This window comes from Providencia rettgeri (assembly GCF_013702265.1).
GTDB classification, from domain to species: domain Bacteria; phylum Pseudomonadota; class Gammaproteobacteria; order Enterobacterales; family Enterobacteriaceae; genus Providencia; species Providencia zhijiangensis.
In genome coordinates this window covers 1740071-1765301 of sequence record NZ_CP059348.1, presented here as the reverse complement: position 1 = coordinate 1765301, position 25231 = coordinate 1740071, and the positions used below count along the sequence as shown (strand labels likewise).

The 25231-nt window shown below is 41.2% G+C and carries 20 protein-coding genes, 4 tRNA genes and 2 pseudogenes; 6 read left to right on the top strand and 20 right to left on the bottom strand.

The window, feature by feature from the left end; all coding sequences use genetic code 11:
* The first annotated feature begins 16 nt into the window (after positions 1–16).
* Together H0913_RS08005 and H0913_RS08000 are read left to right on the top strand one after the other, a co-directional pair.
* Positions 17–1639 carry an FGGY-family carbohydrate kinase gene (locus H0913_RS08005; protein ID WP_181478468.1) on the top strand — a complete coding sequence of 541 codons (1623 nt, stop codon included), beginning with the start codon at positions 17–19 and terminating at the stop codon, positions 1637–1639.
* A 517-nt stretch (positions 1640–2156) separates the two neighbouring features.
* The gene (locus H0913_RS08000; protein WP_154604101.1) at positions 2157–2444 is read left to right on the top strand and encodes a hypothetical protein; all 288 of its coding nucleotides are present in this window, start codon (positions 2157–2159) and stop codon (positions 2442–2444) included.
* 54 nt (positions 2445–2498) lie between these two features.
* Here H0913_RS08000 and H0913_RS07995 read toward each other — a convergent pair.
* Together H0913_RS07995 and H0913_RS07990 are read right to left on the bottom strand one after the other, a co-directional pair.
* Positions 2499–3400 (bottom strand): annotated as a pseudogene (locus H0913_RS07995) (endonuclease/exonuclease/phosphatase family protein).
* Positions 3401–3623: 223 nt separating this feature from the next.
* Complete coding sequence (locus H0913_RS07990) at positions 3624–4658, bottom strand: LacI family DNA-binding transcriptional regulator (protein WP_154604103.1); 1035 nt, start codon at positions 4656–4658, stop codon at positions 3624–3626.
* Positions 4659–4894: 236 nt separating this feature from the next.
* Here H0913_RS07990 and H0913_RS07985 point away from each other — a divergent pair, with 236 nt between their 5' ends.
* From H0913_RS07985 to H0913_RS07975, 3 genes are read left to right on the top strand one after another with little or no spacing between them, the layout of a single operon-like run.
* Positions 4895–5341, top strand: coding sequence for a PTS sugar transporter subunit IIA (locus H0913_RS07985; RefSeq protein WP_036953691.1), 447 nt, complete (start codon positions 4895–4897; stop codon positions 5339–5341).
* Between the two features lie 20 nt (positions 5342–5361).
* Positions 5362–5649, top strand: coding sequence for a PTS sugar transporter subunit IIB (locus H0913_RS07980; RefSeq protein ID WP_006659412.1), 288 nt, complete (start codon positions 5362–5364; stop codon positions 5647–5649).
* An 11-nt stretch (positions 5650–5660) separates the two neighbouring features.
* Positions 5661–6917 (top strand): PTS ascorbate transporter subunit IIC, encoded by a 1257-nt coding sequence (locus H0913_RS07975; RefSeq protein WP_006659411.1) that lies wholly within the window; start codon positions 5661–5663, stop codon positions 6915–6917.
* A 59-nt stretch (positions 6918–6976) separates the two neighbouring features.
* Here H0913_RS07975 and H0913_RS07970 read toward each other — a convergent pair whose 3' ends face one another.
* Positions 6977–7783, bottom strand: a complete 807-nt coding sequence (locus H0913_RS07970) for a hypothetical protein (RefSeq protein ID WP_181478465.1) — start codon at positions 7781–7783, stop codon at positions 6977–6979.
* Positions 7784–8068: 285 nt separating this feature from the next.
* Positions 8069–8839: a type I methionyl aminopeptidase gene (gene map / locus H0913_RS07965; protein ID WP_181478463.1), complete on the bottom strand. Its 771-nt coding sequence runs from the start codon at positions 8837–8839 to the stop codon at positions 8069–8071.
* Between the two features lie 300 nt (positions 8840–9139).
* On the opposite strand from map, the gene H0913_RS07960 reads away from it, so the two are divergent.
* On the top strand, positions 9140–9559 hold the full coding sequence (locus H0913_RS07960; protein WP_181478461.1) for a DUF5339 family protein: 420 nt from the start codon (positions 9140–9142) through the stop codon (positions 9557–9559).
* Positions 9560–9628: 69 nt separating this feature from the next.
* Here the strand turns inward: H0913_RS07960 and H0913_RS07955 are convergent, their stop codons facing one another.
* The 16 genes and pseudogenes from H0913_RS07955 to H0913_RS07880 form a co-directional block, all read right to left on the bottom strand.
* Positions 9629–10831 (bottom strand): nicotinamide mononucleotide deamidase-related protein YfaY, encoded by a 1203-nt coding sequence (locus H0913_RS07955; protein ID WP_181478459.1) that lies wholly within the window; start codon positions 10829–10831, stop codon positions 9629–9631.
* 131 nt (positions 10832–10962) lie between these two features.
* Positions 10963–12162, bottom strand: a complete 1200-nt coding sequence (gene fabV, locus H0913_RS07950; RefSeq protein WP_154604109.1) for an enoyl-ACP reductase FabV — start codon at positions 12160–12162, stop codon at positions 10963–10965.
* A 98-nt stretch (positions 12163–12260) separates the two neighbouring features.
* Positions 12261–12419 carry an MbeCy gene (locus H0913_RS07945; protein WP_154604110.1) on the bottom strand — a complete coding sequence of 53 codons (159 nt, stop codon included), beginning with the start codon at positions 12417–12419 and terminating at the stop codon, positions 12261–12263.
* Positions 12420–12660: 241 nt separating this feature from the next.
* Positions 12661–12747: transfer RNA gene (locus H0913_RS07940), tRNA-Leu, on the bottom strand.
* Between the two features lie 104 nt (positions 12748–12851).
* Positions 12852–12938 (bottom strand) — tRNA-Leu (locus H0913_RS07935).
* Positions 12939–12945: 7 nt separating this feature from the next.
* A tRNA-Cys gene (locus H0913_RS07930) sits at positions 12946–13019 on the bottom strand.
* 25 nt (positions 13020–13044) lie between these two features.
* Positions 13045–13120 (bottom strand) — tRNA-Gly (locus H0913_RS07925).
* 164 nt (positions 13121–13284) lie between these two features.
* On the bottom strand, positions 13285–13833 hold the full coding sequence (gene pgsA, locus H0913_RS07920; RefSeq protein WP_006657588.1) for a CDP-diacylglycerol--glycerol-3-phosphate 3-phosphatidyltransferase: 549 nt from the start codon (positions 13831–13833) through the stop codon (positions 13285–13287).
* Positions 13834–13889: 56 nt separating this feature from the next.
* Positions 13890–15722, bottom strand: a complete 1833-nt coding sequence (gene uvrC / locus H0913_RS07915) for an excinuclease ABC subunit UvrC (RefSeq protein ID WP_181478457.1) — start codon at positions 15720–15722, stop codon at positions 13890–13892.
* Positions 15689–16375: a LuxR C-terminal-related transcriptional regulator gene (locus H0913_RS07910; RefSeq protein WP_154639181.1), complete on the bottom strand. Its 687-nt coding sequence runs from the start codon at positions 16373–16375 to the stop codon at positions 15689–15691. Before H0913_RS07910 ends, uvrC begins: the two co-directional genes overlap by 34 nt.
* A 229-nt stretch (positions 16376–16604) precedes the next feature.
* Complete coding sequence (pepT, locus tag H0913_RS07905; protein WP_154604112.1) at positions 16605–17837, bottom strand: peptidase T; 1233 nt, start codon at positions 17835–17837, stop codon at positions 16605–16607.
* Positions 17838–17853: 16 nt separating this feature from the next.
* Positions 17854–19408 (bottom strand): annotated as a pseudogene (locus tag H0913_RS07900) (AbgT family transporter).
* Positions 19409–19703: 295 nt separating this feature from the next.
* The gene (psiE, locus tag H0913_RS07895; RefSeq protein WP_181478715.1) at positions 19704–20111 is read right to left on the bottom strand and encodes a phosphate-starvation-inducible protein PsiE; all 408 of its coding nucleotides are present in this window, start codon (positions 20109–20111) and stop codon (positions 19704–19706) included.
* A 222-nt stretch (positions 20112–20333) separates the two neighbouring features.
* Positions 20334–20744, bottom strand: coding sequence for a GFA family protein (locus H0913_RS07890; protein ID WP_154604114.1), 411 nt, complete (start codon positions 20742–20744; stop codon positions 20334–20336).
* Positions 20745–20805: 61 nt separating this feature from the next.
* Positions 20806–22335, bottom strand: coding sequence for a DUF3999 family protein (locus H0913_RS07885; protein ID WP_230089169.1), 1530 nt, complete (start codon positions 22333–22335; stop codon positions 20806–20808).
* Between the two features lie 2 nt (positions 22336–22337).
* Positions 22338–25100, bottom strand: coding sequence for a DUF2339 domain-containing protein (locus tag H0913_RS07880; protein WP_181478455.1), 2763 nt, complete (start codon positions 25098–25100; stop codon positions 22338–22340).
* Positions 25101–25231 lie beyond the last annotated feature (131 nt).

The window sequence follows — 25231 nt, the reverse complement described above, 5'->3', positions numbered from 1 at the left end:
GATTGTGGGAGGACATATGAACAGCCCTACGCAAAGTAAAAATGACGACGTCGTCATTGGTATTGATGTCGGTACAGGCAGCGCGCGTGCAGGTATTTTTGATCTGAGTGGCAACATGCTTGCGTCTGTTAAACACGATATTACGCTCTATCGTGATGGTGCCAATTTCGCAGAGCAATCAAGTAACGAAATCTGGAATGCCGTTTGTTATTGTGTGAAACATGCAATGGCAGATGCCAAAATTGATGCGAAACGTGTCGCAGGAATTGGTTTTGATGCGACCTGCTCTCTGGTTGTTTTAGATAAAAACCAGCAACCTATTTCCGTCAGTCCAAGTGAAGATCCTGAACGCAATATTATTGTTTGGATGGATCACCGAGCCACAGAACAAGCTGAGCGCATCAATAGCCTAAAACACCCGGTATTGAATTATGTTGGCGGCAAGATTTCCCCTGAAATGGAAACCCCAAAAATTCTTTGGCTAAAGGAGAATCGCCGCCAAGCTTATGATAATGCGTGGCAATTTTTTGATTTAGCAGATTTCCTAACGTGGAAATCAACGGGTTCTTTAGCGCGTTCTACATGCACAGTAACCTGTAAATGGACTTATTTGGCCCATGAAAAACGCTGGGATGCTGACTATTTTCGCCAAATTGGTCTCGCTGAATTAGCGGATGAAAACTTTGCTCGCATTGGTCAGGAAATTGTCGAACCAGGTACACCAAATGGAAGCGGCTTAACCGCCCAAGCTGCTGAACAAATGGGATTGTTAGTTGGGACACCCGTTGCCGCAGGAATGATTGATGCTCATGCTGGTGGAATTGGCACAGTTGGGGTGAATGGTGATGCAACTGCAAATATGGCGTATGTTTTCGGTACGTCTTCCTGCACGATGACCACCACCCAAGAACCCGTGTTTATCCCTGGTGTTTGGGGCCCCTATTATTCAGCAATGGTACCGGGTATGTGGCTCAACGAAGGTGGGCAAAGTGCTGCTGGTGCGGCAATTGACCAACTACTTTCTTTACATCCGATGGCTGCACAAGCCAAAGTGATGGCAAAAGAGCAAGGTAAATCATTACCCGTTATGCTGGCGGATAAAGTATTAGAAAAATCAGGTATCCCATCTCAAGCAGTTGAATTAGCTAAAGGTATTCATATTGTTCCTGAGTTTTTAGGCAATAGAGCTCCTTTCGCCGATCCCCATGCGAAAGCCATCATTGCGGGCTTAACCATGGATAACAGCTTTGATAACTTACTTGCATTCTATACCGCCGGTGTTTGCAGTATTGGCTATGGATTACGACAAATCATTGATGCTCAGGCGCAATCAGGTGCTGTTATCCAAAATATCGCTATCAGTGGTGGCGCCGGTCAGCACCCGCTGATCCGCCAACTCCTAGCCGATACCTGTGGTGTTCCGGTGATTTCAACTCAAGCGGATGAACCTGTATTATTGGGCTCTGCTATTTTGGGAGCTGTAGCGGGAGGTGTCTGTGAAAATGTTGCACAAGCAATGGCTCAATTTGCAAATATTGATTTAACGTATCAACCTAATGAGCAATTTAAATTACATCACCAAACTCGATTCACTTCTTTCCAGCATTTACAACAATGTGCGAGAGAACTAAAAGGTTAATTGGCGAATTTAAATAGTCAACCAAAGGGATAAGTTTTATTTATCCCTTTTTATTATCTTTAATAAAAAATTAAATAATATTAAAACAATGAACAAATGATTAATTAAAATTGAATTTTGGAATTAATCATAATTATTATTAAAATAAAAAAGAATATAAATAGTTATTAGATACATATGAAATAGACGTACTAACACATGATATAGAACATCGAAAACATGCTCCCTACACGCAGAAAACAAGGGGAAGCTAAGATTTACCAGAGAGATCATCTGATGTGATATTTATTTTCATATTTTTTAATATGATAGAATTTCATTAATAATTACAGGGTTAAATTATGACTTTCACCCTTCAATATTCTTTCCAAGAAATAAATTGCTAACATAATGATATAATAGAAAATACAATTTTAGGGTTAATTTAAAAACCAAAAACTAAAATTATCCGACTAATTTTGATAAAAGATTTATAGTAACTTGTGTACTATTCAAAAAAACAAAAATAGGACCCATCATGACAAATACACAACTACTGTTGCTGGCAACCAACAACATCAAAAATAATACCGAACTCAGCCATTCTCAAGAGTCCTATGTTTACCAATTTTACTATGAAAACGTCGCCAATAAATTCTCAACAATTAAAGAATTTATGCATGAATTCATTGCATTAACTAAAGCTGCCTTAGAAAGTGAAGCGGATTTTCACGCATTAAGCTCACGTATTTACGCCGCTATAGAAGAGTACTTAGGAATAGCGCAAGTCCGCTATATTCAACGTCAAAAATTACTGCAAAAGTAAGTGATTCAAGTAAAAACAGACCTCAAATAGAGGCCTGTCCACTATCCCAATAACTTACTGTTCTTGTAACTCAAGTTCTGCAATAACAGGTAAATGGTCACTGACTTTTGACCATTGAAAGTCTTTACTGTCTGTTGGAATTGTCATGGTTTTCACATCCCATACTTGGCCTTTATAGGTAAAGATATGGTCGATATCAATGGCAGGGTTAACCGCAGGCCATGTGCGATAATTAACCCCTTTTTTCTCAACTGGATCCCAAAAATAGCTGATTTCCTGAATAGGTTGCTCTTTGGCGGTTGAGTTGAAATCCCCGGCAAGAATCTTGATAGAGGCAGCAATATTATCAAAACCGGTTTCGGTATCACCAATCGTCGCATCGAGAATATGACGAACTTGGCCAATGCGGATGGTAGGATCTTTCTGCCAGTCTAAGTGAGTTCCCATGATAATAATGGGGGAATCAAAGCCAGGCTTTGTAATTTGTGATAACAACATAACAACACCACCCGCTGCTCTGCTCCGCCAGATGGTAAATTTACAACTTGGGATTTCTCAATTTTATATTTTGATAAAATTCCTACGCCATATTCACCACCATCAAAATCAAGTGCCTTACCAAACGCAAAATCCATTTTGTTAGCTTTGGCAATTTCCTCTAATTGGTTCACTTTCTTACTGCGTGCAGTTTTATTATCAATTTCAGTTAAGACAATAACATCCGCATCAATCTTAGCGATCGCTTTACTCAATTCATCTAAATTAGCGACATCTGCCGCCAGCTCATTTTTACCAATATTATAAGTAGCAACTTTGATCGTGGGTTTATTTGCAGAATACACCTTGTTCGGCGTTCCGCCATTTTGCACCATTAAAACTTCAGAACCAGTTGTTGCAGCCGTCGCGCCACACGAAACTAAAATTGCGGCAGATATGAGTGTTTTTATTGATTTCATAATGTACTTATCCCCTGTGTAATAACGATATTCAAGTTAAACAAAGCATCTATCTCTGCATAAAATCCGAACATGCACGATAGATATAATGAGGAAATTAGCACATAAAGATAAATAAACAGTGACCTCTACGGCATTCTTATTTCGAGATTAAAAATAACTTTTAACCTTTACGTGATTCTGTGACCCGATACACAATGTAGTGCAACAAATATGGTGATTTCTAACCACTTTGCCTTGCCTCAAATTTATAAGGGAAGACAATTTCATCCTGAATATCGGCAAAGCTTTCTTCAGTATCCCCTAACCATTTTAAGAGTTTTTTCGCGGTATCCCGCGCCATTTTACTGTAATCAATGCGCACAGATGTTAGCGATGGATGAATATGATCGCAATTTTCCGACCCTTCAACGCACACCACCGCCAGCATCTTTGGAATTTTGATTAGCCGCCGCTGACACTCAAACATGACCCCTAAGGCTATCATTTCATGGCTACAAATCACGGCCTCTAATTCTGGTTGACGGGTCAACATTTCGCTAATCGCCTGCCGACCAAAGTCCATGGTTGCCACATAAGGCGTCGTAATGCTTTGCTCAGCACTTAAGTTATGCTTTAACAGAGTATTATTCCAGCCACTCAGTTGCTGCCCCTGCATTTTGCTGTCCATCTGAGCACCAATATAACCAATACGCTGATGGCCTTTTTGCAGTAAATAATGCGTTAGGAAACTGACGGCTTCCCCTAAATTATTTTTTATATTCAGTGTAAAGCGATGAGCGGGATCCCCCGTCACATTAATGACGGGGATTGGCAAATTATTCAGAGTTCCCAAAGCACTTTCAGAATTCATTGCACCAAAAATCACCAATGCGGCGGGGCTACTTTGCAACAGCGTGAGTAACACCTCAGACTCTTTTTTATGCTGATAATCGTGACTACCAATCACAACTTGATAATTATTTTTGTTCAAGACTTCTTGTAAAGCTTGCAGAAAAACTGAGCTTGCATTGTCTCGTAATGATGGGATCAACACTGCAATGGTTCGGCTTTGACCTGATGCTAAAATGCCCGCAGCGGAATTGGGAATGTAACCGAGCTCCTCAACAGCTTCATTGATTTTCTCCCTCAATTTATCCGAGACTAACTCCGGTGTCCGCAAGGCGCGTGATACCGTCATTGAACCGACTCCCGCATATTTCGCGACGTCTTGTAATGTGACTCTGCCTGTATTCTTTCTTTTTCGGGTTTTCTGCATGAAATTACTTTGTTTCGTCTAAACTTATTATTCAACGACGATAACTTATCACAGCTCCGATTTGTTAATTAACTGCCAAATGCACTAAAAATGATTTTATTAACGATATTTAGCCAAAATGATAGCGCTATCACGAAAATGAATAATTCAGCTAGATAGCGCTACCATAGATCACTACTATTCATTCCATTACTAAAACATCTAATAGAATTTCTTTTTTACCAGGAGCCAAGCCAATGCTAACTACGTTACTAACCCCGAATGTGGTTCAGGTGGTTGACAGCGCCAATGACTGGCGTGATGCAATAAAAATTGCCTGTAATCCCTTAATTAATAATAAATTCATCGAACCTCGTTATATTGATGCCATCATTCAATCTCACGAAAAAATCGGCCCTTACTATGTATTAGGCCCGGGCATTGCAATGCCACATGCCCGCCCTGAAGACGGTGTTAACCAGTTATCTCTCGGTTTAACAGTCATTAAACAAGGGGTTGAGTTTGGTTCAGAGGGTAACGATCCAATTAAGTTATTGATTGTTCTTGCAGCAACAGACAGCAACAGCCACATCGGCGCGATTGCAAAACTAGCTGAACTTTTTGATAACCAAGAAGATATTGATAGCATCATGCAATCAGAAAACGTAGATGACATCCTTAACATCATCGCTAAATATGAATAATTGAGTCATAGGTAAATATTATGAAAATCACTGTTGTTTGTGGAAATGGTTTAGGTACAAGTCTGATGATGGAAATGAGCATCAAGACAATTTTAAAAGATCTGCAAGTTGCGGCTGATGTTGACCACGTTGACTTAGGCTCTGCAAAAGGCACTGTGAGTGATATTTTTGTCGGCACCACCGATATCGCAGAACAATTAGTTGCTCAACAAGTTGGCGGCGAAATTGTTGCTCTAGAAAATATGATTGATAAAGTCGCGATGAAAGAACGTCTGAGCGTGGCTTTACAGAAACTCGGCGCGATGTAACCGGAGGCTTCATGGAATTCTTTCGTTTTCTGATGCAAGATGTGCTTTCTGAACCGGCGGTGCTCGTTGGTCTGATTGCACTTATCGGTCTGATTGCCCAAAAGAAACCTGTCACTGAATGCATTAAAGGCACCATCAAAACTATCATGGGTTTTGTGATTTTAGGTGCCGGTGCAGGGTTAGTTGTCAGTTCTTTAGGTGATTTCTCCGCAATTTTCCAACACGCATTTGGTATCAATGGTGTCGTGCCGAACAACGAAGCGATTGTGTCTATTGCACAAAAAAGCTTCGGTCGTGAAATGGCCATGATCATGTTCTTTGCGATGTTAATCAATATATTGATTGCTCGCCTGACCCCATGGAAATTTATCTTCCTGACAGGTCACCATACTTTATTCATGTCTATGATGATTGCGGTTATCTTAGCGACCGCAGGTATGGAAGGAACCATGCTCGTTGCTGTTGGTTCATTGATTGTGGGTTTCTGTATGGTGTTCTTCCCTGCGATCGCACACCCGTACATGAAAAAAGTCACTGGTTCTGATGATGTGGCAATTGGTCACTTCTCCACGATTTCTTATGTGTTAGCGGGCTTTATCGGTAGCAAATTTGGTAATAAAGAACATTCTACTGAAGATATGAATGTGCCAAAAAGCTTACTGTTCCTGCGTGATACACCAGTGGCTATTTCGTTCACTATGTTCATTATCTTTATCATTACTTGTTTGTTTGCAGGCAGTGATTTTGTTCGTGAAGTGAGCGGCGGTAAAAACTGGTTTATGTTCTCGTTGATGCAATCCATTACTTTCGCAGCGGGTGTTTACATCATTCTGCAAGGTGTGCGTATGGTTATCGCCGAAATCGTTCCTGCATTTAAAGGGATCTCTGACAAACTGGTGCCAAATGCAAAACCTGCTTTAGACTGCCCAGTGGTCTTCCCTTACGCGCCGAATGCGGTATTAGTTGGCTTCTTAAGCAGCTTTGCAGCGGGTGTATTAGGCATGTTTGTTTTGTATGCGCTGAACATGACGGTAATTATTCCGGGTGTTGTACCACACTTCTTCGTGGGTGCGGCGGCTGGGGTCTTCGGTAACGCAACAGGTGGACGCCGTGGTGCGATTCTTGGTGCCTTTGCTCAAGGTCTGTTGATTACCTTCTTACCTGTATTCTTACTGCCTGTCCTCGGTGACATCGGTATTGCAAATACGACCTTTAGTGATGCCGACTTCGGCGCTATCGGAATTTTATTAGGTATTATCGTTCGATAATCCTTCAACCCTCTGAGTTTATACTCAGAGGGTTTTCCTTCATTCCTGCACTGCCTAACTTACTTTCCCAGCCAAGCACCATCTTTAAATAAGAAGTCCTGCAATAAAAGTAAATCGTCCGGCGTAACGTGGATCACCCCTTCTCCCGGGATATCAATTTCTGCAATCATAAACAGTGCCAATGTCGTCAAAGATGGCAAAATCACAATGAGCCAGTTTTTACCTTTTGTTCCTCGAATGTTATAGCCTATCAGGACATTCGAGCAGACAGCGAAAAATATCAGTAAGAACCAAGCAGCATTCGGTATTTGGTGTCGCCAGCTCGCCATGGTTTTTTGTTGAGAAACATATAAATCACCAAATGCCGATAAAACCGAAGAGACCACAGGGTTCGGCGATTCTTGAGCCTGCTTCACACCAATTTCCCAAAGTTGCCCTTGTTTAGTCAGCGATGTCATCCGCCATTGGCTATTTTCATCACTGACTCCCGATTTAAAAAATTCGATACGCGCTTCAAGATATTGTTGAATAAGCAATGAGGCTTCCGCCCGCTCATCACCGCTGAGTAATTGGGCTCGTTGATAGGCATTTCCAATCGCAATCGCTTCGTTTTCTTCTGTTTGTTGGCGGTTGTTATAGCCATTGATAGAAATCGATAATACAAAGCCAATCAACAGACCCAATAGCGACAAAATCGCCCCTAAAATAATTTTCGCCTCATCATCCGCTAGTTCTTCATGAGCACTGCGGCGTTTAAAAATATATTTCCCAATATAAGCAGAAATAATTAATAAAATGAAGGTGACAATAAATAACAGAATAGAATCAATGGGGGTATCGTTAATTAACTCAGAGAGGTTAAACATGCGTGGCACCAGAAAAGTTTATTTGCCGATATATAACACGATCAAATCCGTAATATCTATGGAAATTACCTTTTTGTTGGGTATTTTGGTAATAAGCTTCAGGGCTGTTATCCAATAACGATAACTAAAGTTGAAATGACATCAATAAATGAATAGTTTCAGAATTTAAGTATAAAATTTAACTTAATAAAAAATATCGCCATATTCAATCTATGGTAAATATGGCGATTTGCAGTATCAGAAGTAGACAGTATTAGAACTAAATCGAATTATAGCTAAGTCGGATTAGCGTTCTTCGTCACGCAGGGTCAGTACTTCATAACCATCTTTAGTGACCAAAATGGTGTGTTCCGACTGCGCAGAAAGCTTTTTATCTCGCGTCACGACCGTCCAACCATCCTTTTTGGTTTTTATTTTCATGCCACCTTGGTTGATCATCGGCTCAATGGTGAATGTCATCCCTTCCTTTAGAACTACACCGCGTCCACGGGTTCCATAATGTAATACTTGCGGGTCCTCATGCATTTTTCGACCAATGCCGTGCCCACAATATTCGCGAACGACGCTATAACCGTTTGATTCCGCATGATGTTGGATAGCAGAACCAATGTCACCTAACGTCGCTCCTGGTTTTACCTGCTTGATCCCTTCCCACATGGCATTATAGGTGTCTTTCACTAATTTTCGGGCAAGCGGGGAAGCCTCTGGCATCACATACATTTTACTTGAATCAGCAATAAAACCATTTTTCTCAAGGGTAATATCCACGTTGACAATATCTTTTGGCTTTAAGATTTCATCGATTTTTGGCACACCATGGCAAACAACTTCATTAATTGATGTATTCAGAACATATTGATAACCATATTGGCCTTTACTGGCAGGGCGTGCTTGAAGTTCATTCACAATATAGCTTTCGACTTTGTCGTTAATTTCCATCGTGGATATTCCGGGAACGATAAACTCATCCAACATTTTAAAAACGCTGGCAAGTAATCGACCAGATTCTCGCATTAATTCTATCTCTTCAACATTTTTAATCGTGATATTGTCCATTGAGTTTCCTTTTAACTGCCGTTCACGTATTCAGCATTTCGTTAAATAACGTGCTAAAAATCTGACTTAACATAAATTAGCTATGCATATAAATTGGTATGATCATAGCGTATCAATTCATCCCATTAAAGCGCTCCATTATTGAAAGGCACAAAACGGCATAAAATAAATAAGTGATGATTTGTTAAGCTTCAAGGATTGTCTTAGTTACAGCTAGATTCATTGCTGCTAGATTATTAAGTAGAAAATTTAAATTTCTTGCGTTATGAATCGGTTATTGAGACTAATTTGAGGAAACCAATGAAAAAATATTTACTGAGTATTAGTTTAGCCGCCAATGCTGTTTTACTCATTGCACTGATCTCTGTCGCCGTGATGCTATTTAATTTAAAAGCGAAGGTGGATAACGCAATTCAACAAGTGAAAGACGGTGAATATATTGAGTTGGCCAAAGATAATATTTTACCTGACTCTTTAAAAGAACTGTCTAAGATTGATGTCACAGATAAACCTTGTGACTATTTTTATCAGAATGTGGACGTGTTTATCGAATATTTAAAAGATAACCCAGACATTGCAGGCGCAGATATTTATGCCAATCAAATTGCCGCATTAAAACGTAAAATTGAAAAAGCCCCTTCCATTTTTCAAGATAAAGCCTGTGAAAAAGGAATTTCTGGGCTTAATTTTATGATTGAAACTATCTCACCCACTGAATAACGGATACTAACCACCCCCATTTTCATTGAGGGTGGCTTTGCAAATAATCCTAACGGCACGCTAATTACTTTAGCTAACTTCCATCACTTGAATTTGCTCTAACCACTCATAGTCCCCAATGATTGGCCGCCCCTCTAGCCAGCGGGATAGCATATCCAACATTAACATCACGCTAACCTGCTGTTTTTCGAGTTCTGAGTGATTACGAGGTAAATAATTTACGCTCTGAGCATAACTGCCCGTTGGTGTTGATAGCGCTAGAGATAACACACCTTCATGATAGTTACCAACCACTAAACCAATCTCACACTGATTTAGCGACCGACTATTTTTTGCAGTTTGGACTAATGTGGCCAAATCTGAATGCGCTGCCGATTTTTCAATATTCCCTTGAGTGACAGGTACTTTTGCTGCATTCAATGTCCAATAGAGTAAACCCGCGCTGAACTGTTCATGAGTCACAACCGAAAGCTGTTGTTGTTCAAGCGCTTTCTGCACTAACGCGCCAATACCTTCGGTTCCTTCGAATACTTTATTATCACCGACACCCGCTTTCACGACTCGCCAAACTTGCTCCATCGCATCGCGTTGATTTGCAGGCCCTGTCAATTTTAATTCAATGATTGGCATTGAAGAGCGGTAACCCAACACGCACTCTTTTGGTAATTCAAGTGGGTCAAACTGCCTTGCAAGACTACTTTCACTGCGACCAAAACTGGTTAGACGCAAACAAATTGGTGGCTCTGGCAACGTAAGCTTTTGACGTAAACGAGGAATGATCTGTTCATTAACCATGACTTTAAATTCAGAAGGGACGCCCGGTGTAAAAAAGAACCAGCAATCATTAAGATGCAGCGCAAAACCGCAAGCGGTTCCCACAGGATTATCAATAAGTTCAGCATTGGCGGGTAACATGGCCTGCTTACGATTGGTAGCCGGCATTTCACGTCTTCGAGCAGTAAAATAGCTTTCCATTACCGCAATCCACTCAGGATGCTCTACAAGTGGTACGCCTGCAGCGGTTGCAGCCGCTAAGGCACTGAGATCATCACTCGTTGGGCCTAACCCACCATTAACAATAACCACATCTGCATGATGGCTACGTTCGATAAATGTTTCCACTAAGCTATCAAGAGAGTCACCAACTGTTGTACGGCTATGCAGCGGTATTCCTTGCTGGAATAAACAATCCGCTAGCCAAGCCGCATTGGTATCAACAATTTGGCCATGCAGCACTTCATCACCGGTACTTAACATTTCTACAATCAACATCCCTGCGCTCCCTTTTTGAGGCTCACCATGAAAAGCCTAATTGATCATTATTATCCTAGAGCTCAAAAAATAAAACCCCGAGAACCGTTTTACCAGCGCTCGGGGGTTTCAGCGAAATAGATAGTTATCTATTAAACTAATTCTTTCACTTCAAAATTAACTTCGCCGCTTAAGTCTGCTTCGTAATCAACGCCATCTAAGCCAAAGCCGAATAAACGTAAGAATTCTGCTTTGTAGCCTTGATAGTCAGTCAGTGCATTGATGTTGTCGTCGTTAAGCTGTTTCCAGATTTGACGACAAGTTTCTTGCACATCATCACGCAGTTCCCAGTCATCCAGACGCAGACGGTTTTTCTCGTCAGTTTCTGGTGTTTCACCGCTGAATAATTTCGTTGCGAACAGACGTTGAATTTGCTCGATGCAACCTTCATGAATGCCTTGCTCTTTCATGATTTTGAACACGATTGAGATGTAAAGAGGCATGACAGGAATTGCTGAAGACGCTTGAGTGACCACAGATTTCAGTACAGCAACGTGTGCAGAACCGCCTTTCTGTGCCATTTTTTCGTTGATAGCATGGGCTGCGCGATCTAAATCTTCTTTCGCTTTGCCTAATGTACCGTGCCAGTAGATTGGCCAAGTTAAATCAGTACCGATATAGGAGTAAGCAACAGATTGTGCATTGTCAGCCAGAACGCCCGCATCCGCTAATGCGTTCATCCACAATTCCCAATCTTGACCGCCCATCACTTTCACGGTGTCTTCGATTTCTTGCTCGTTGGCCGGTTCAACAACGGCTTCGATCAGCACGTCTTTGTTTGTATCCAGCGCAACAGATTTGTACGGTTCGCCAATTGGTTTTAATGCTGAACGTACAACTTCACCCGTTTCAGGCATTTTACGCACTGGGGAAGCCAGTGAATAAACCACTAAATCGATTTGACCTAAATCTTGTTTAATCAAGTCGATTACGGTTTGACGGCATTCATTAGAGAATGCATCACCGTTGATGCTTTTCGCATACAGACCCGCTTCTTTCGCTGCTTTGTCAAAACCAGCTGCGTTGTACCAGCCTGCGGAACCTGTTTTGCTCTCACTGCCCGGCTTTTCAAAGAAAACACCGATGGTCGCTGCACCGCTGCCAAAAGCCGCATTGATGCGAGAAGCCAGACCATAACCAGTGGATGCACCAATTACCAGAACCTTTTTCGGTCCATTTTTCAGTTCACCACGAGATTTCACATAGGCAATTTGCTCACGAACATGGGCTTCGCAGCCTGCTGGGTGAGCTGTAGTGCAGATAAAACCACGAATTTTAGGTTTGATAATCATAGTAATTTTTCTTGGTAGCTTACAATCGAACACTAATATACCTGATATTCACCTTATACTTAAGATGTATAGGCAAGAAACATAGTGAACAGACCAGTTTATTTAGGATTTTGACTCTTTTCGTGCTGTTCTACTTGAGAAAAAGCGAGCGCTTTCAACCAATCAGCAAGTAATGGTGTGGTTTTTATCGCATCTAACATCGCACGCTCATGCTTCGTTAAGCGGACAACCACAATTTCAGTTTTCATATTAGACATCACCCTCTCCTTTTTCTAAAACGCTGATATTGGCACAGTTCAAGGTGGGATGGGTCTGACTTACTTATTTTTACTTAGTCTTTCGGGATCTTGATAAAAATGGGAGAAAAATGACAAAAAACAGGATTCGCAGAACCCATTGAAAAACGATAATTATTTTTATATTCAAACGCAAAAAAGCCACCCATTGGGTGGCTTCTTCTTTTTCTAACTTCCTGATTAAACTCAGTGAAGTTTTATATGGTGCCCAGGGCGGGACTTGAACCCGCACAGCCTTACAGCCGAGGGATTTTAAATCCCTTGTGTCTACCGATTTCACCACCTGGGCCAAATTTTTAATACTGCTTTACTGCATATCTAGTTGTTAACTTTACTAACTAACTAGTTTAAATCTTTAAAGTAAAATGGACCTATTGGTCCATTTACTGAATATGGTGCCCAGGGCGGGACTTGAACCCGCACAGCCTTACAGCCGAGGGATTTTAAATCCCTTGTGTCTACCGATTTCACCACCTGGGCTAGAATTTGGAGGCGCGTCCCGGAGTCGAACCGAGCTACACGGATTTGCAATCCGGTGCATAACCGCTTTGCTAACGCGCCTTACACCCTAGTCTTTTTCAAGATTTGGAGCGGGAAACGAGACTCGAACTCGCGACCCCGACCTTGGCAAGGTCGTGCTCTACCAACTGAGCTATTCCCGCTTAAGCTTCACTTTTCAGTTTCTGCTCTCAAACTGGCTGATTTACTTATTTATTTTCGTAAACCACGTTGCCGTTCGATGCGTTGCATTCTACTGATTTCACCTATCGAGTCAATACAATTATTGAAATAATTGGATCGTTCGCTGTTTTTTCAATCATTTCGATCACGCTTCGCTCAAATCGCCCCACGCAGCCTTTAAATATTGGAACATTGACCAGAAAGTCAGAATTGCAGCCACATATAAAAGAGCAATAGACAGATGTTCGATCAGCGGATTTGGACGCCATAATAAGCCCACCAGCGACATCATTTGCGCGGTAGTTTTGAATTTACCGATCCAAGAAACAGCCACACTGCTACGTTTACCAATTTCTGCCATCCACTCTCTGAGTGAAGAGATAATGATTTCACGAGCAATCATGGTTGCTGCGGGTAAAGTGACATACCAAACATCGTAACTTTCAGTCACTAAGACTAACGCTGTCGCAACCATAACCTTGTCGGCAACAGGATCGAGGAAAGCACCAAACTTGGTCGTTTGCTTCCATAGACGCGCTAAAAATCCGTCGAACCAATCCGTTACAGCGGCAATCACGAAGATCAGCGCACAAGCGAAAGGTCCCCAACTGACAGGAAGATAAAATGCTAATACGAAAAACGGTATCAGGATGACACGGAATAAGGTCAACCACGTTGGTATATTTAATTTCATCGCGCTCACTAACTCTTTGTCCAAGACGGATACCTTAGTATGTTGCCCTAAGATACCTACTGTTTCAATGCATTATAAATCTTTTCTGCCAGCGCGTATGAGATCGAGGGCACTTTTGCGATCTCTTCTATGCTCGCATTACGCAAAGGTTGTAACCCCCCCATATACTTCAATAACATTTGGCGGCGTTTTGGCCCCACCCCTTCGATAGATTCAAGCGCACTGGTATTTTTCACTTTCGCACGGCGATGGCGATGCCCCGTAATCGCATGGTTATGTGACTCATCACGAATATGCTGGATGACATGCAATGCCGGCGAATCAGGGGGAAGCGCAAAACCTTCACCTTCGGGTTTTAAAAACAGCGTTTCCAACCCTGCTTTACGGTCGCTACCTTTAGCAACCCCAATTAATAAAGGATGGTTTTTATCCCAATCCACCTCAAGGGAATTAAATACATCCCGCGCTTGACCCAGCTGTCCTTTACCACCATCAATAAAGATAATATCGGGAACTTTGCTCTCATCCAGATGTTTACCATAACGACGAGTTAGCACTTGGTGCATTGCAGCATAGTCATCCCCAGGCGTGATCCCCGTAATATTGTATCGGCGATACTCTGACTTCACAGGACCTGTTTTATCAAACACCACACAGGAGGCCACGGTTTGCTCGCCCATCGTGTGGGAAATATCGAAACACTCCATGCGCGAAATATTATCTATATTCACGACTTTTGACAGCGCAGCCATGCGTTGTTGGATCGTCGACTGCTGCGCCAGTTTGGTAGATAGCGCAATAGAAGCGTTGGTTCGAGCTAGTTTTAAATAGCGGGCACGGGTGCCTCGTGGCTGGCTTTGAATATTAATTTTACGGCCCGCAATCCCAGACAACGATTCCGCCAGCAACTCTTTTTCCGTCAATGGGAAATCAATTAATATTTCCCCTGGCAATGTGCGGTTTTCGCTGCCTTGTAAATAGAACTGCCCTAAGAAGGTTTGAACCACTTCTTCTAATAAAGTCCCCGCTGGAATTTTTGGGTAATAGCTTCGACTGCCCAGAACCTTTCCTTGGCGAATAAATAGAACATGAACACAAGCCAAACCAGAATCGAATGCGACTCCGATAACGTCGAGGTCATCATCACCGCCTGACACATATTGCTCTTCTGTGACCGCACGCACGGCTTGAATTTGGTCACGAAAACGCGCGGCATCTTCAAAGCGCAGCTCTTGGCTCGCTTTTTCCATGCGTTCGACCAACCCAGTCAAAACTTGCTTATCCTTACCCGTTAAGAACAGACGCACATAGTTGACTTGCTGGTCATACTCTTCATCCGTCACTAGGCCTTTCACGCACGGTCCTAAACAGCGACCAATTTGGTACTGTAAACAAGGTCTTGAACGGTTTCTGTAAACGCTATCTTCGCACTGGCGGATGGGAAACAGTTTTTGCATCACTGCCAACGTTTCACGCACCGCATAAGAACTTGGGAACGGACCGAAATACTCCCCTTTCCCGTGTTTCGCGCCACGGTGACTAGAAATTCTGGGGTGTGTTTCGCTACTCAGAAAAATATAGGGATAAGATTTATCATCTCGTAGCAAGACGTTATAACGAGGCTGATACAACTTTATATAATTATGTTCTAGCAGTAGCGCCTCAGTTTCGGTATGGGTTACCGTCACATCAATAGAGGCGATATGCTTGACGAGTTGCTCTGTTTTGCGGCTACCGACATTCTCACGGAAATAGCTCGATAACCTTTTTTTCAGATCTTTCGCTTTCCCGACATAAATCACGGTTTCCCCAGCGTCATACATACGATAAACGCCGGGTTGGTTTGTGACTGTTTTTAAGAAAACTTTTGGATCAAACTGTTGTTCCACCCTGATGAACCCTGTTTTGCGGTGATTAAACCATAACCGATTGCTATATGTGTTAATTCTACATCACTACAGATATTAAGTTTACCAAACATTCGATATCGATAGGTATTTACCGTTTTTGGGCTTAAAGATAATGACTCCGCAATATGCTTAACCGGAAGCCCTCTTGTGATCATGAGCATAATTTCAAGCTCTCTTGCGGAAAGCAATTCATATATATCTAACTGTTCACGTTGATTTAATCTTTGTAAAGCCAGCTGTTGAGCAATGTCAGGAGAGATAATTCGTTGACGCGCATTCACTATTTGCAGAGCCTCAATAAGCTCTTCTTCTGCAATACTGGCGCTCAATATGCCAAAAATGCCAATATCCAATGCTTTCACAACAAACATATCATTATGACGAATATTGAAGATAATGAGCCCAACATCAGGTTGAGTACGGCGGATTGTCGTGAAAGTTTTTAATGAATCAAAATGGCAATGTTCCCGATTAATCAAAATAACATTTGCTTTATTTTGTCGGTTCCACGTGATCACGGGGTCTAAAGAAGGAAACGTTGCGACAACTTTATAGCGAGTATTTCGAGTGAGTATCGCTTCAATACCTCGAATCGAAATATTACTATCATCAATAATTATTATATTAATCAAATACCTCTCCTATTACTTGCAGCCATAATGAGAGGATAATAAATGAAAAAATCAATAAGTCATATCTTCTTTTTAAATCAAGATTTAAAACTATTATTCCAATGATAGTTCATTAAATAACATTTAAAACTTGAATAAATCAATCTCAAAAAAATAGCTGCTAAATAATTAGCAGCTATCTGTTTTAATGCTCTTACTTTAAACGAGCTAAAGCTAAATCAAATATAAACTACTTTTGCCCGACAAGGCGGCAAATCGTTTCAGACACTAAATAACTCTTCTCGAATGAAGTTATTGGTAAAAACTCAAAACGAGAATGGAAGTTATGCGCACCCGTAAAATAGTTTGGTGTCACAATTCCCCGAGCAGACAGCGCTGAGCCGTCAGTGCCTCCACGCATTGGAATGATATTTGGCTCGATATTATGAATTTTTAACGCTTCGAGAATAATATCTACCGCAGTACGATCTTCACCGATTGAATCGCTGATATTGCTATACACATCATCAATTTTGAACTCAATCTTCGCGCGTGGATGACGAGTGCGAATCAGTTCAATACTTTCAGCAATGAAACGCTTACGGGCTTCAAAACTTGGGCGGTCAAAATCACGGATCGCCATTTTGATTTTCGCTTCGTTCGGGTTTGCGGCTAGATCTGTAATATAGAAATAGCCTTCACGGTGTTCAGTGTGTTCCGGCGTATCAAAACGATCGAAACAACCAATAAAATCATGTGCCACACGAATTGGGTTTAACAATACGTTTTTCGCTGACATTGGGTGAGCAGTGATCCCCTTAATTTCCACTTCAATAGAAGCCGCATTAAAGGTTTCAAAAACCACTTCACCAAGCGCACAGCAATCGATGGTGTAAGCAAAATCCACTTTGAAGCGAGAAAGATCCATGATTTTAGAGCCACGAAGACCAATTTCTTCATCTGGCACAAACGCCACATAGATATCGCCACAGTCAAAGTCTGCATTTTGCAGCTTATCCATCAGCTCCATGACAACCGTAATGGCCGCTTTATCATCCGCACCCAGAACACTGGTTCCGTCACTGAAAATAATTTCATCACCCACATACGCTGTAGCTTCTGGGTGTTCAGCGGTTTTAAACCAAATATCTTCCTGCGCATTCAGGCATAAATCAGCACCTTCATACTTTAATGTTTGCGGCTTGATCACCGGAGATAAACCTACATCGACAGTATCTAAGTGAGCCACAAACCCGATTTTAGGGGCATTCGGTTTATTACCTGGACGCATTCCATATAAAATGGCATGTTCATCAACATACACATCTTTCAAGCCGTAGCTTTCTAACTCTTTTGCCAGAAGATTTGCCAGTTCGCGCTGACCTTCTGTGCTTGGTACAACAGAGCTCGCGGCATCACTCTGGCTTTCAATGGCCACATAGCGATAAAAACGTTCTTCTAACTTCTTACCTAATTCTTTCATTTCTCATACCTTTTACTTATTGCGCAGGCTGCCATGTATAACCGCTGTCAAAACCGATTGGAATATCGAATGCCCAGAACAGATACAGTGTTGCTGTTAAGGTAATTAATAAACCGATGGTGAATGGGATCATCATGGAACATAAGGTTCCGATACCTGCATTTTTATAATATTTTTGGCAATACATTAAAATCAGCGGATAGAACGGGAACATTGGTGTACTTACGTTCATCGCAGAGTCACTTACACGGAATGCCGCTTGGGTTAATTCTGGCGAAATTCCGACTGCCATTAACATTGGTACTAAAACTGGCGCCATAATCGCCCATTTTGAAGTCGCTGACGTGATCATGATATTTAACACGGCAGTTAATAAAATCACTCCAAATACCGTCATTCCCGATGGCATATCTAAAGTTCGCAGTAATTCCGCACCCGATAAGGCTAATAATGTCCCTAAGTTAGAGTGTTGGAACGAATACAGGAATTGCGCCGCAAAGAAAGCAAACACAATAAATGGGATCAGTGATTTGGTAATATTTTCCATCGCCTTAACCACATCTTTGGTCGAGGTGAAAGATTTGGTCATATAACCGTACACAATGCCCGGTAGTGCAAAAAAGATGAACAATAATGGCACAACAATCTGCATGATCGGAGCTTTCGGGCTGGTTAAGCTGCCGTCTGGACCACGTAGTGGTGAATTTTCAGGCCATAACAGCGCAAATAACCCCACGCCTAATGCAATCACCATTAACCCAGCAACACGGAATGCGCGATGCTCTTGCGGTGTGATTTTACCTAATATCTTGCTCAGCATCTGTATCAACATCAGATTTGGTGATTGGTGCGTTTTTATTTAACCACGGCTCAACGATTTTTTCGGTGATAAACCAACAAGTAAAAATAACGCCGAAGGTTCCGCCCAAGCTAAAGAAATAGTTACACAGCACGTTTACACTGTAGCCTGGCGCTAACATTTGCGCGGCATCTTGCGTAAAGCTCTGCATGATTGGGTCAATAATCGATGGCGTATAACTTGCTGTGAATCCACCCGCCAAACCGGCAAATGCCGCTGCAATACCCGCTAAAGGGTGGCGACCACTGGCATAGAACATCATTGCCGCGACTGGCATCAAAATAACGTAGGCTGAGTCAGAAGCAACGTGAGAGACGATCCCGACGAACACAACGGTTGGGGTCAACATTTTAGGTGAAATAAAAGAAAGCATTTTTTTCAGCGCAGTATTAATAAAGCCGCTACTTTCTGCAATCCCAATCCCTAAGGTGGCAACAATTGTTATTCCGAGAGGAGGGAAATTAATAAAATTTTTAACCGCTGATGTCACAAATAATATGATTTCTTCATACTGAAACATATTAATAACGGAAATTTTTTCTTTAGAAATAGGATGGTGATAACTGAAATCTACAAATGAGAGTAGATAGGATAAAAACCAACATATTACTAGGGCGTAAACAAATAGCATTGTCACATCTGGCATAACGTTACCGATGCGCTCAACACGATTTAAAAAACCCTTTTTCTGGGGGAGTGTTTTAGTTGTCATAGTTGCAAGTTACTTATGTTATTAGAATAGAAACTTTATCACAGTAAATAACCCATTTAGAAAAGTAAAACACTTTCTTACTTTATTTTAATAGAATAAAAAGCAGGTAATCTTTCTAGTTAATAATGCTTATATTATTAGTTTTATTCTAAATCCAACTGTCTGAAATTTTATTTTAGCTTATGCTTAATCTCGCTTTATATTGTTTAAGTCATTTTTTTATTTATTTAAGCTCACGCTAAAGGAAATGATTATTATTCACTTTAGCGTGATTGATAAATTAATCTAAAGATTATTATTCACGTTTTAGTTTTTCAGTATTAGCAATATAAAGTGCAACTACTAACACTAAAATAGCGCCAGCATGCAGTAGTGTAGTCATCGGATCACTGTGGTCAACAATAATCAGACGGATAATTGCCGTAATACCAATGTAGATAAAATAGCGTAATGGGAAATGATAACCTGACATAAAATACTTTATAATCAAAGCAATAAACTCAAAGTACAGAAAGTAAATGACAATTCCTTCTAAAAGCTCATACGCTTTAGCCTCTTGGTTACCTCCAAACATTAACGATGCCATCGTAAATGTTTCTTTTGCTAGAAAGAAAACTAACACCGCAGCAAGCACAATTAGACCTACGTTAAGGACCCATTGTAATACCCAAGCGATATTACTAGCGTGGCGCATTCCTTTCATATTATTCATTAATCATTCCTCAGGTTACTCTCCCTACGTTTAAAATAGATAATTTATCCTTTTCTATTTACCTTAGATTAAGCATAACCTTTCAACATTATGTAAAAAACAAAATAGAATGGCTTAATTATAATTGAAATTTTTGACGCTGACATTACAAATGAATGTTTAGATTACCTTAAGATAAATAGCAGGCAATAATACCTGCTATAAGATTGGCGTTTAGGATTTGTTGGCGAACAGATTCAATATATCTTGCTCAGTTAGCATTGGCGTCTTTTCAGCAAAATTATAATAACTCGGCTTACAATCAATATAAATCTGCGTTCCCATTTTAGCATTTTTGCTTTCTTCAAATAGCGGGGCTGAAATGTAATACGTTGACGGCGAATGCAGGTGATAAAATAGGTGAGTACCACACTGCTTACAGAAAGCCCTTTCAGCCCATTCTGATGAAGCAAAACGGGTAATGAACTCGCTACCTTCAATTTCAGGCTCACCTTCATAGCCAATGGTCATTCCTGGGCCGCCATTCCATTTTAGGCACATGCCACAATGGCAAACATGAACGGTATCGATAGGCTGATTGATAGTCAGTTTTACTGACCCACATAAACACTGTCCTTTAGGCATGATCCAGTCCTCTATTGATGCAGATGGATTCAAAAAAAGGAACCTAAGGTTCCTTTTTTAATTAAAGATCGTCTGAGTTGGATTTATTTGATGACCCAACCTCTTTGAAAAGATACCAGCAGAAATAAAGCAGCGCGAAAATACCGACAACAAGCAACACCCATAATGCGATAGTCATCCAATGTAAGCCTTCTTCCACGGGCTTATCTTGGGTTCTTTTCTCCACACCACCTAATTCCAATACTTTACCTGTCGTTGTGATTTCAGGGAAATCCTCCATCACGTTTTCAACACTTTCATTTTTACCAATAAGTTGAGTGTAATTAACATTATCTAAGGTGGCTTGTTTATTTCCCCACACAAGCAAATAAGGCGAAGCTCCTTGTATATTCACAATCAAATTCACGGCATCACGCAACCCATAAATCGTAGGTGGCAACTCATCCCAACTGCCTTTTAATGCCGTTATTCTAAGCCCTTTAATTTGCTTATCGTGGATCATTAAATTAGGATTGCTCGCTTTATCACCATCATTGATTTGGTTGAAAACCATCACATTCGCCAACAATTTCCACTCCTCATCACTATTGGCAATATATTCTATTTTCAGCGGTACCACGCGATTAGATTGTTGTAGCTTAATGCTGATTTCATTCAATGGTTGCGGCGTTGGCAAGCGATAAATCACTTGCTCTCGAGTGATACCATCGTTCGTCACTTCAAAGAGGAAAGATTCCTGACGATGGAAAGAGTTCATCACATACAGCAATCCTGTCACAGATTGAAGAAGTGGAGTATCACTCTCTGGTGCACTAACTGTTACTAACATCAAGTATGGCGCGACGGGGCCTGTACTTTCCCCTCTTAATAATTCAATGGTATTACTCGCCACAACGCCTGAGTCTAATTTCAGGCTCATGACAGGTTGATTCGATGCAATATTTACCCAGTTTTTCTTATCAGTACTGTAATAAACAAAAACTTTGGCTTGCCAGTCCTGATTATTCTGAGCCCAACCTAAATCTAAAGTCGATAAAACACCGTTGTCTTTGAGTTGATCACGCGTCAGTAAATAGGCTTGATAATTGGTTTTATCTTTTCGTTGTAAATTCGGCAATTCAATACGGGTTGTTTTACCTGGCTCAGCTTCCACCAGTATATATTGGCTATCAAATTGAGCATCATCGTTAGGGTTCACATTATCTGCACGAGTGACTAAGCGTTGAAAATTAAATTTAACATTGGTCGTCGCAACAGATTTATTGGTATCGAAAAATAACGCCGTTGGAATTTCATTCCCTGTTCCATTGAAAATACGAATATCTTGCAGAGTATCTGGATACGCAGATCCCATATAGGCTGCTGCGGGTAACTCTAACCAGTAAAACGGGCTGCTTCTATCCGGAGTGGTAAGCTCTTCTCCTTGATAAAAATCGTAAGGGCTTGCTTGCTTAGAATCATTAGCGCTAAGGTCATTGGCTTTAGAATCGCTAGCATAGCTTCCAAATGATAATAAGCATATTGAGGAAAAGAGAGCGCCCCATGCACCTAATGTTGTTAGGTTTTTCACGGCTATTTTCATGCAGTTCATCACTATTTATCCTGTACCTCAATGTCCGTTTTATGCTTTGGTGGTAATGGGGAAAAATAACCCACAACCAAGATCAACACCGCCACGGCAATAAAAGAGACCGCACGGGAAATGCCATCCTGCCCATACACATCAATAAGAAATAGTTTTGCGATCACGCAAGCAAAAATCGCTGCACCACCAACCCACCATGCTCGACTTTTCTTCACGGCTGCAATCACCATGCAGAATAGCGCGGCTATCGCCCAGCTAATGGAAAGCACCGTTTGAACGAGACGCGAATCAAATAAGATATTCTCATTCCAAGGAATATTCGCGAAATCAGCTGTCGCACGAAGAATGATGCCGTTATACCAGAAGATAGCTAATCCAATGATCACCACCATTAAACCTTTCACTACCCCAATTTCAATAGGCGTTATTTTTCTTAGTTTCTCGATAAAACCTTTGCGCATCAATAACAACGCTGCAATGCTAAATAATCCCGCTTCATCTAGCGGGTTAACTAATGGGACGTAACTCCAAAACGTGAGTTTGCCATCTTCAAAGTTTGACCAATATGAAAGCACCACCAGCACTGCCATAAGTGGTAATAGACTATACCAATACAACAAGCCTTTACGGCGCATTGGTACAAATTTGTTATGTTGCAACCAGTAGAGAATTAATACCACTAAGGTTATCGACATAATGTAGATAAAGTAACCCAGTTCGTGCATTCCCCACGGAAGGTTAGCCACAAACCAGTTAACTTGCGTCGCACCAAACCCAATAATTAACCATAGGTTGGCAACGTGCATTCCACGTCGAATATACAAGTTTTGGGTACGATAAGCGTGCATCACATACAGAACTGAACTGCCCAAGATAACAGGCCAAATCAGTGAACCCTCACCACGCCCCATCGGATTTTCTGCATAAATAAAATCTAATGTTAAGTAATAGTAAGCCACTGCCCATAATGAAAACTGGCATAAAACTAATGGTATCCAATTGATTTTTTGACCACCAAGACGCCAGCACCATGCTGAGATCAGCACCACAGCCAAAATAATTAAGCTTTCCGTTTCACTGTTCCATGACAGCATGTCAGTAAACTCGGGCACCCAGGCGAACCAAACTAATAACCCAAGGAGCAAAAATGCATAACTGAGCGCGGTAAAATAGCTCGCGTCTTTCTGGCGCACATGAAATAACCCGCCAGCACAGAAACAAGCGGCTATCAGGCTCGGTAGCATGTAAATAACATTATCGCTCCAATAATAATATGGATAGTCACTTAATATCATTAAAGCGCTAACAGCAATAAGCAATGACGACAGCAACGCTAATTTTTTATGCCCTTGATTGAGGGCAAACCACAGCATAGCGAAACCTTGTAATGACCAAACAATCGTCGTCCATCCAAATGACAAGGCAAGCGGTACGGCCAAGGTTACGAAGCTAGCCCCAATAATGATATTACCTAGAGCCATATTCTTGCCCGCAGCATTAAAGCGTTTATGAAGCTGTAAACTGGCAATGAGATACAGTAAACCGATAAGCAGAGAAATAAATGCTGGCAATAATCCGATGCCATCCGAAATAGCAAATTGCAAGGCGATACTCATTAATGGAGGGAAAAATAATAGCGTATTATCAACAACGAGCTGTTTATTATGTTCGAAGCGTAAAGCGAATAACTGAGTTAATGCGTTGAATACAATCAAATTAGCAATAATAAATAGCTGGCATGATAGATAATAATCATAATGATAATTGTCCATTCCCCATAGTATTGCCACGCCATAAGTCATAAACATGCCGACTAAATTTAACGGGCGCCATGCTTGCCAGAAGCTGATAACTAAAATCCCTATCGACAACATTAAGTAATAGGAGAATAAAACAATATGGCTACCGCCCCCAGTGGACAGTAATATTGGCGCTAAATAACCCCCTAACGACGCTAAAATTGCTAAGCTAATCGTACGCTGTAATAATGCCAACCCAATACTTGCACAACAGATTATTAGCATCGCCGCAAATGCAAATCCATAGGGGATCATGGTGTATAACTTGAAAGCGGCAAAAACGGTAATGTATAAGCAGCCAATAGCGCCGCCTTGTAATATCAGACCAAATAACGCTTTCTTCGTGCGTAACCACCAACCTGTACCTAGTAAAACTAAACAACCCGCCGCACTGAAGACAAGCCTTAGCTCAGGTGAAATAATCTCATTTTGTACGCTGTAATTCAGTAAATAGGCAACACCTAAAAATAATAATAAAATTCCTATCTTCGCCAGCGGATTACCTGTCACTAGCCACGTGAAGAAATGGGCAAAAATGGATTTATCTTCTGTTTTATTCTGAGATGATGTCGCCTGACTTGGCTTTGGCTTATCAAAACGATTTGGGTTAACTGCATTAACTTGTTTGTCACTGGACACTGCCACCGGCTGCGGCATAATTTGAGGTGCTTGGTGTTGAGGATCTTGGCGTTGAGTATCTTGGATTGCAATTTCAAGTGCATCCACTTGATACTTATTATGTTGGATATCACCTTGATGGGATACTGGATTTTCTTCATCCATATCAATAGCGTGAACAGGCTGAAGGCCGTTATCACGAGCTATTTCGGCTTCTAACGAGGCAACCTTTTGGTTTAACTGGTTAATTTGGTATTGCATTCGACCAGTGCGATTAATCGCAATGATAGCTAGCACAGGGGCAACTATCACAAACGCAATTAAAATGAGCCCTAGGAGTATCCATGTATCCACAAATAGGTTTCCTTCTTTAATCCAATGCCAGTAACCCAAGATTAGTTAACAGGATCTTAGAATACACAGTATCAATCGACATTATTCAATAATCGTCCTAGTTTAGAGACGAATAACTAAATTGCCAACAG

Excerpts from the sequence above, each read along its gene's own strand:
- H0913_RS08005 (WP_181478468.1), top strand. The coding sequence starts at position 17 with ATGAACAGCCCTACGCAAAGTAAAAATGACGACGTCGTCATTGGTATT.
- H0913_RS08000 (WP_154604101.1), top strand. The coding sequence starts at position 2,157 with ATGACAAATACACAACTACTGTTGCTGGCAACCAACAACATCAAAAAT.
- H0913_RS07990 (WP_154604103.1), bottom strand. The coding sequence starts at position 4,658 with ATGCAGAAAACCCGAAAAAGAAAGAATACAGGCAGAGTCACATTACAA.
- H0913_RS07985 (WP_036953691.1), top strand. The coding sequence starts at position 4,895 with ATGCTAACTACGTTACTAACCCCGAATGTGGTTCAGGTGGTTGACAGC.
- H0913_RS07980 (WP_006659412.1), top strand. The coding sequence starts at position 5,362 with ATGAAAATCACTGTTGTTTGTGGAAATGGTTTAGGTACAAGTCTGATG.
- H0913_RS07975 (WP_006659411.1), top strand. The coding sequence starts at position 5,661 with ATGGAATTCTTTCGTTTTCTGATGCAAGATGTGCTTTCTGAACCGGCG.
- H0913_RS07970 (WP_181478465.1), bottom strand. The coding sequence starts at position 7,783 with ATGTTTAACCTCTCTGAGTTAATTAACGATACCCCCATTGATTCTATT.
- map (WP_181478463.1), bottom strand. The coding sequence starts at position 8,839 with ATGGACAATATCACGATTAAAAATGTTGAAGAGATAGAATTAATGCGA.
- H0913_RS07960 (WP_181478461.1), top strand. The coding sequence starts at position 9,140 with ATGAAAAAATATTTACTGAGTATTAGTTTAGCCGCCAATGCTGTTTTA.
- H0913_RS07955 (WP_181478459.1), bottom strand. The coding sequence starts at position 10,831 with ATGTTGATTGTAGAAATGTTAAGTACCGGTGATGAAGTGCTGCATGGC.
- fabV (WP_154604109.1), bottom strand. The coding sequence starts at position 12,162 with ATGATTATCAAACCTAAAATTCGTGGTTTTATCTGCACTACAGCTCAC.
- H0913_RS07945 (WP_154604110.1), bottom strand. The coding sequence starts at position 12,419 with ATGTCTAATATGAAAACTGAAATTGTGGTTGTCCGCTTAACGAAGCAT.
- pgsA (WP_006657588.1), bottom strand. The coding sequence starts at position 13,833 with ATGAAATTAAATATACCAACGTGGTTGACCTTATTCCGTGTCATCCTG.
- pepT (WP_154604112.1), bottom strand. The coding sequence starts at position 17,837 with ATGAAAGAATTAGGTAAGAAGTTAGAAGAACGTTTTTATCGCTATGTG.
- psiE (WP_181478715.1), bottom strand. The coding sequence starts at position 20,111 with ATGAAAGGAATGCGCCACGCTAGTAATATCGCTTGGGTATTACAATGG.
- H0913_RS07890 (WP_154604114.1), bottom strand. The coding sequence starts at position 20,744 with ATGCCTAAAGGACAGTGTTTATGTGGGTCAGTAAAACTGACTATCAAT.
- H0913_RS07885 (WP_230089169.1), bottom strand. The coding sequence starts at position 22,335 with ATGAACTGCATGAAAATAGCCGTGAAAAACCTAACAACATTAGGTGCA.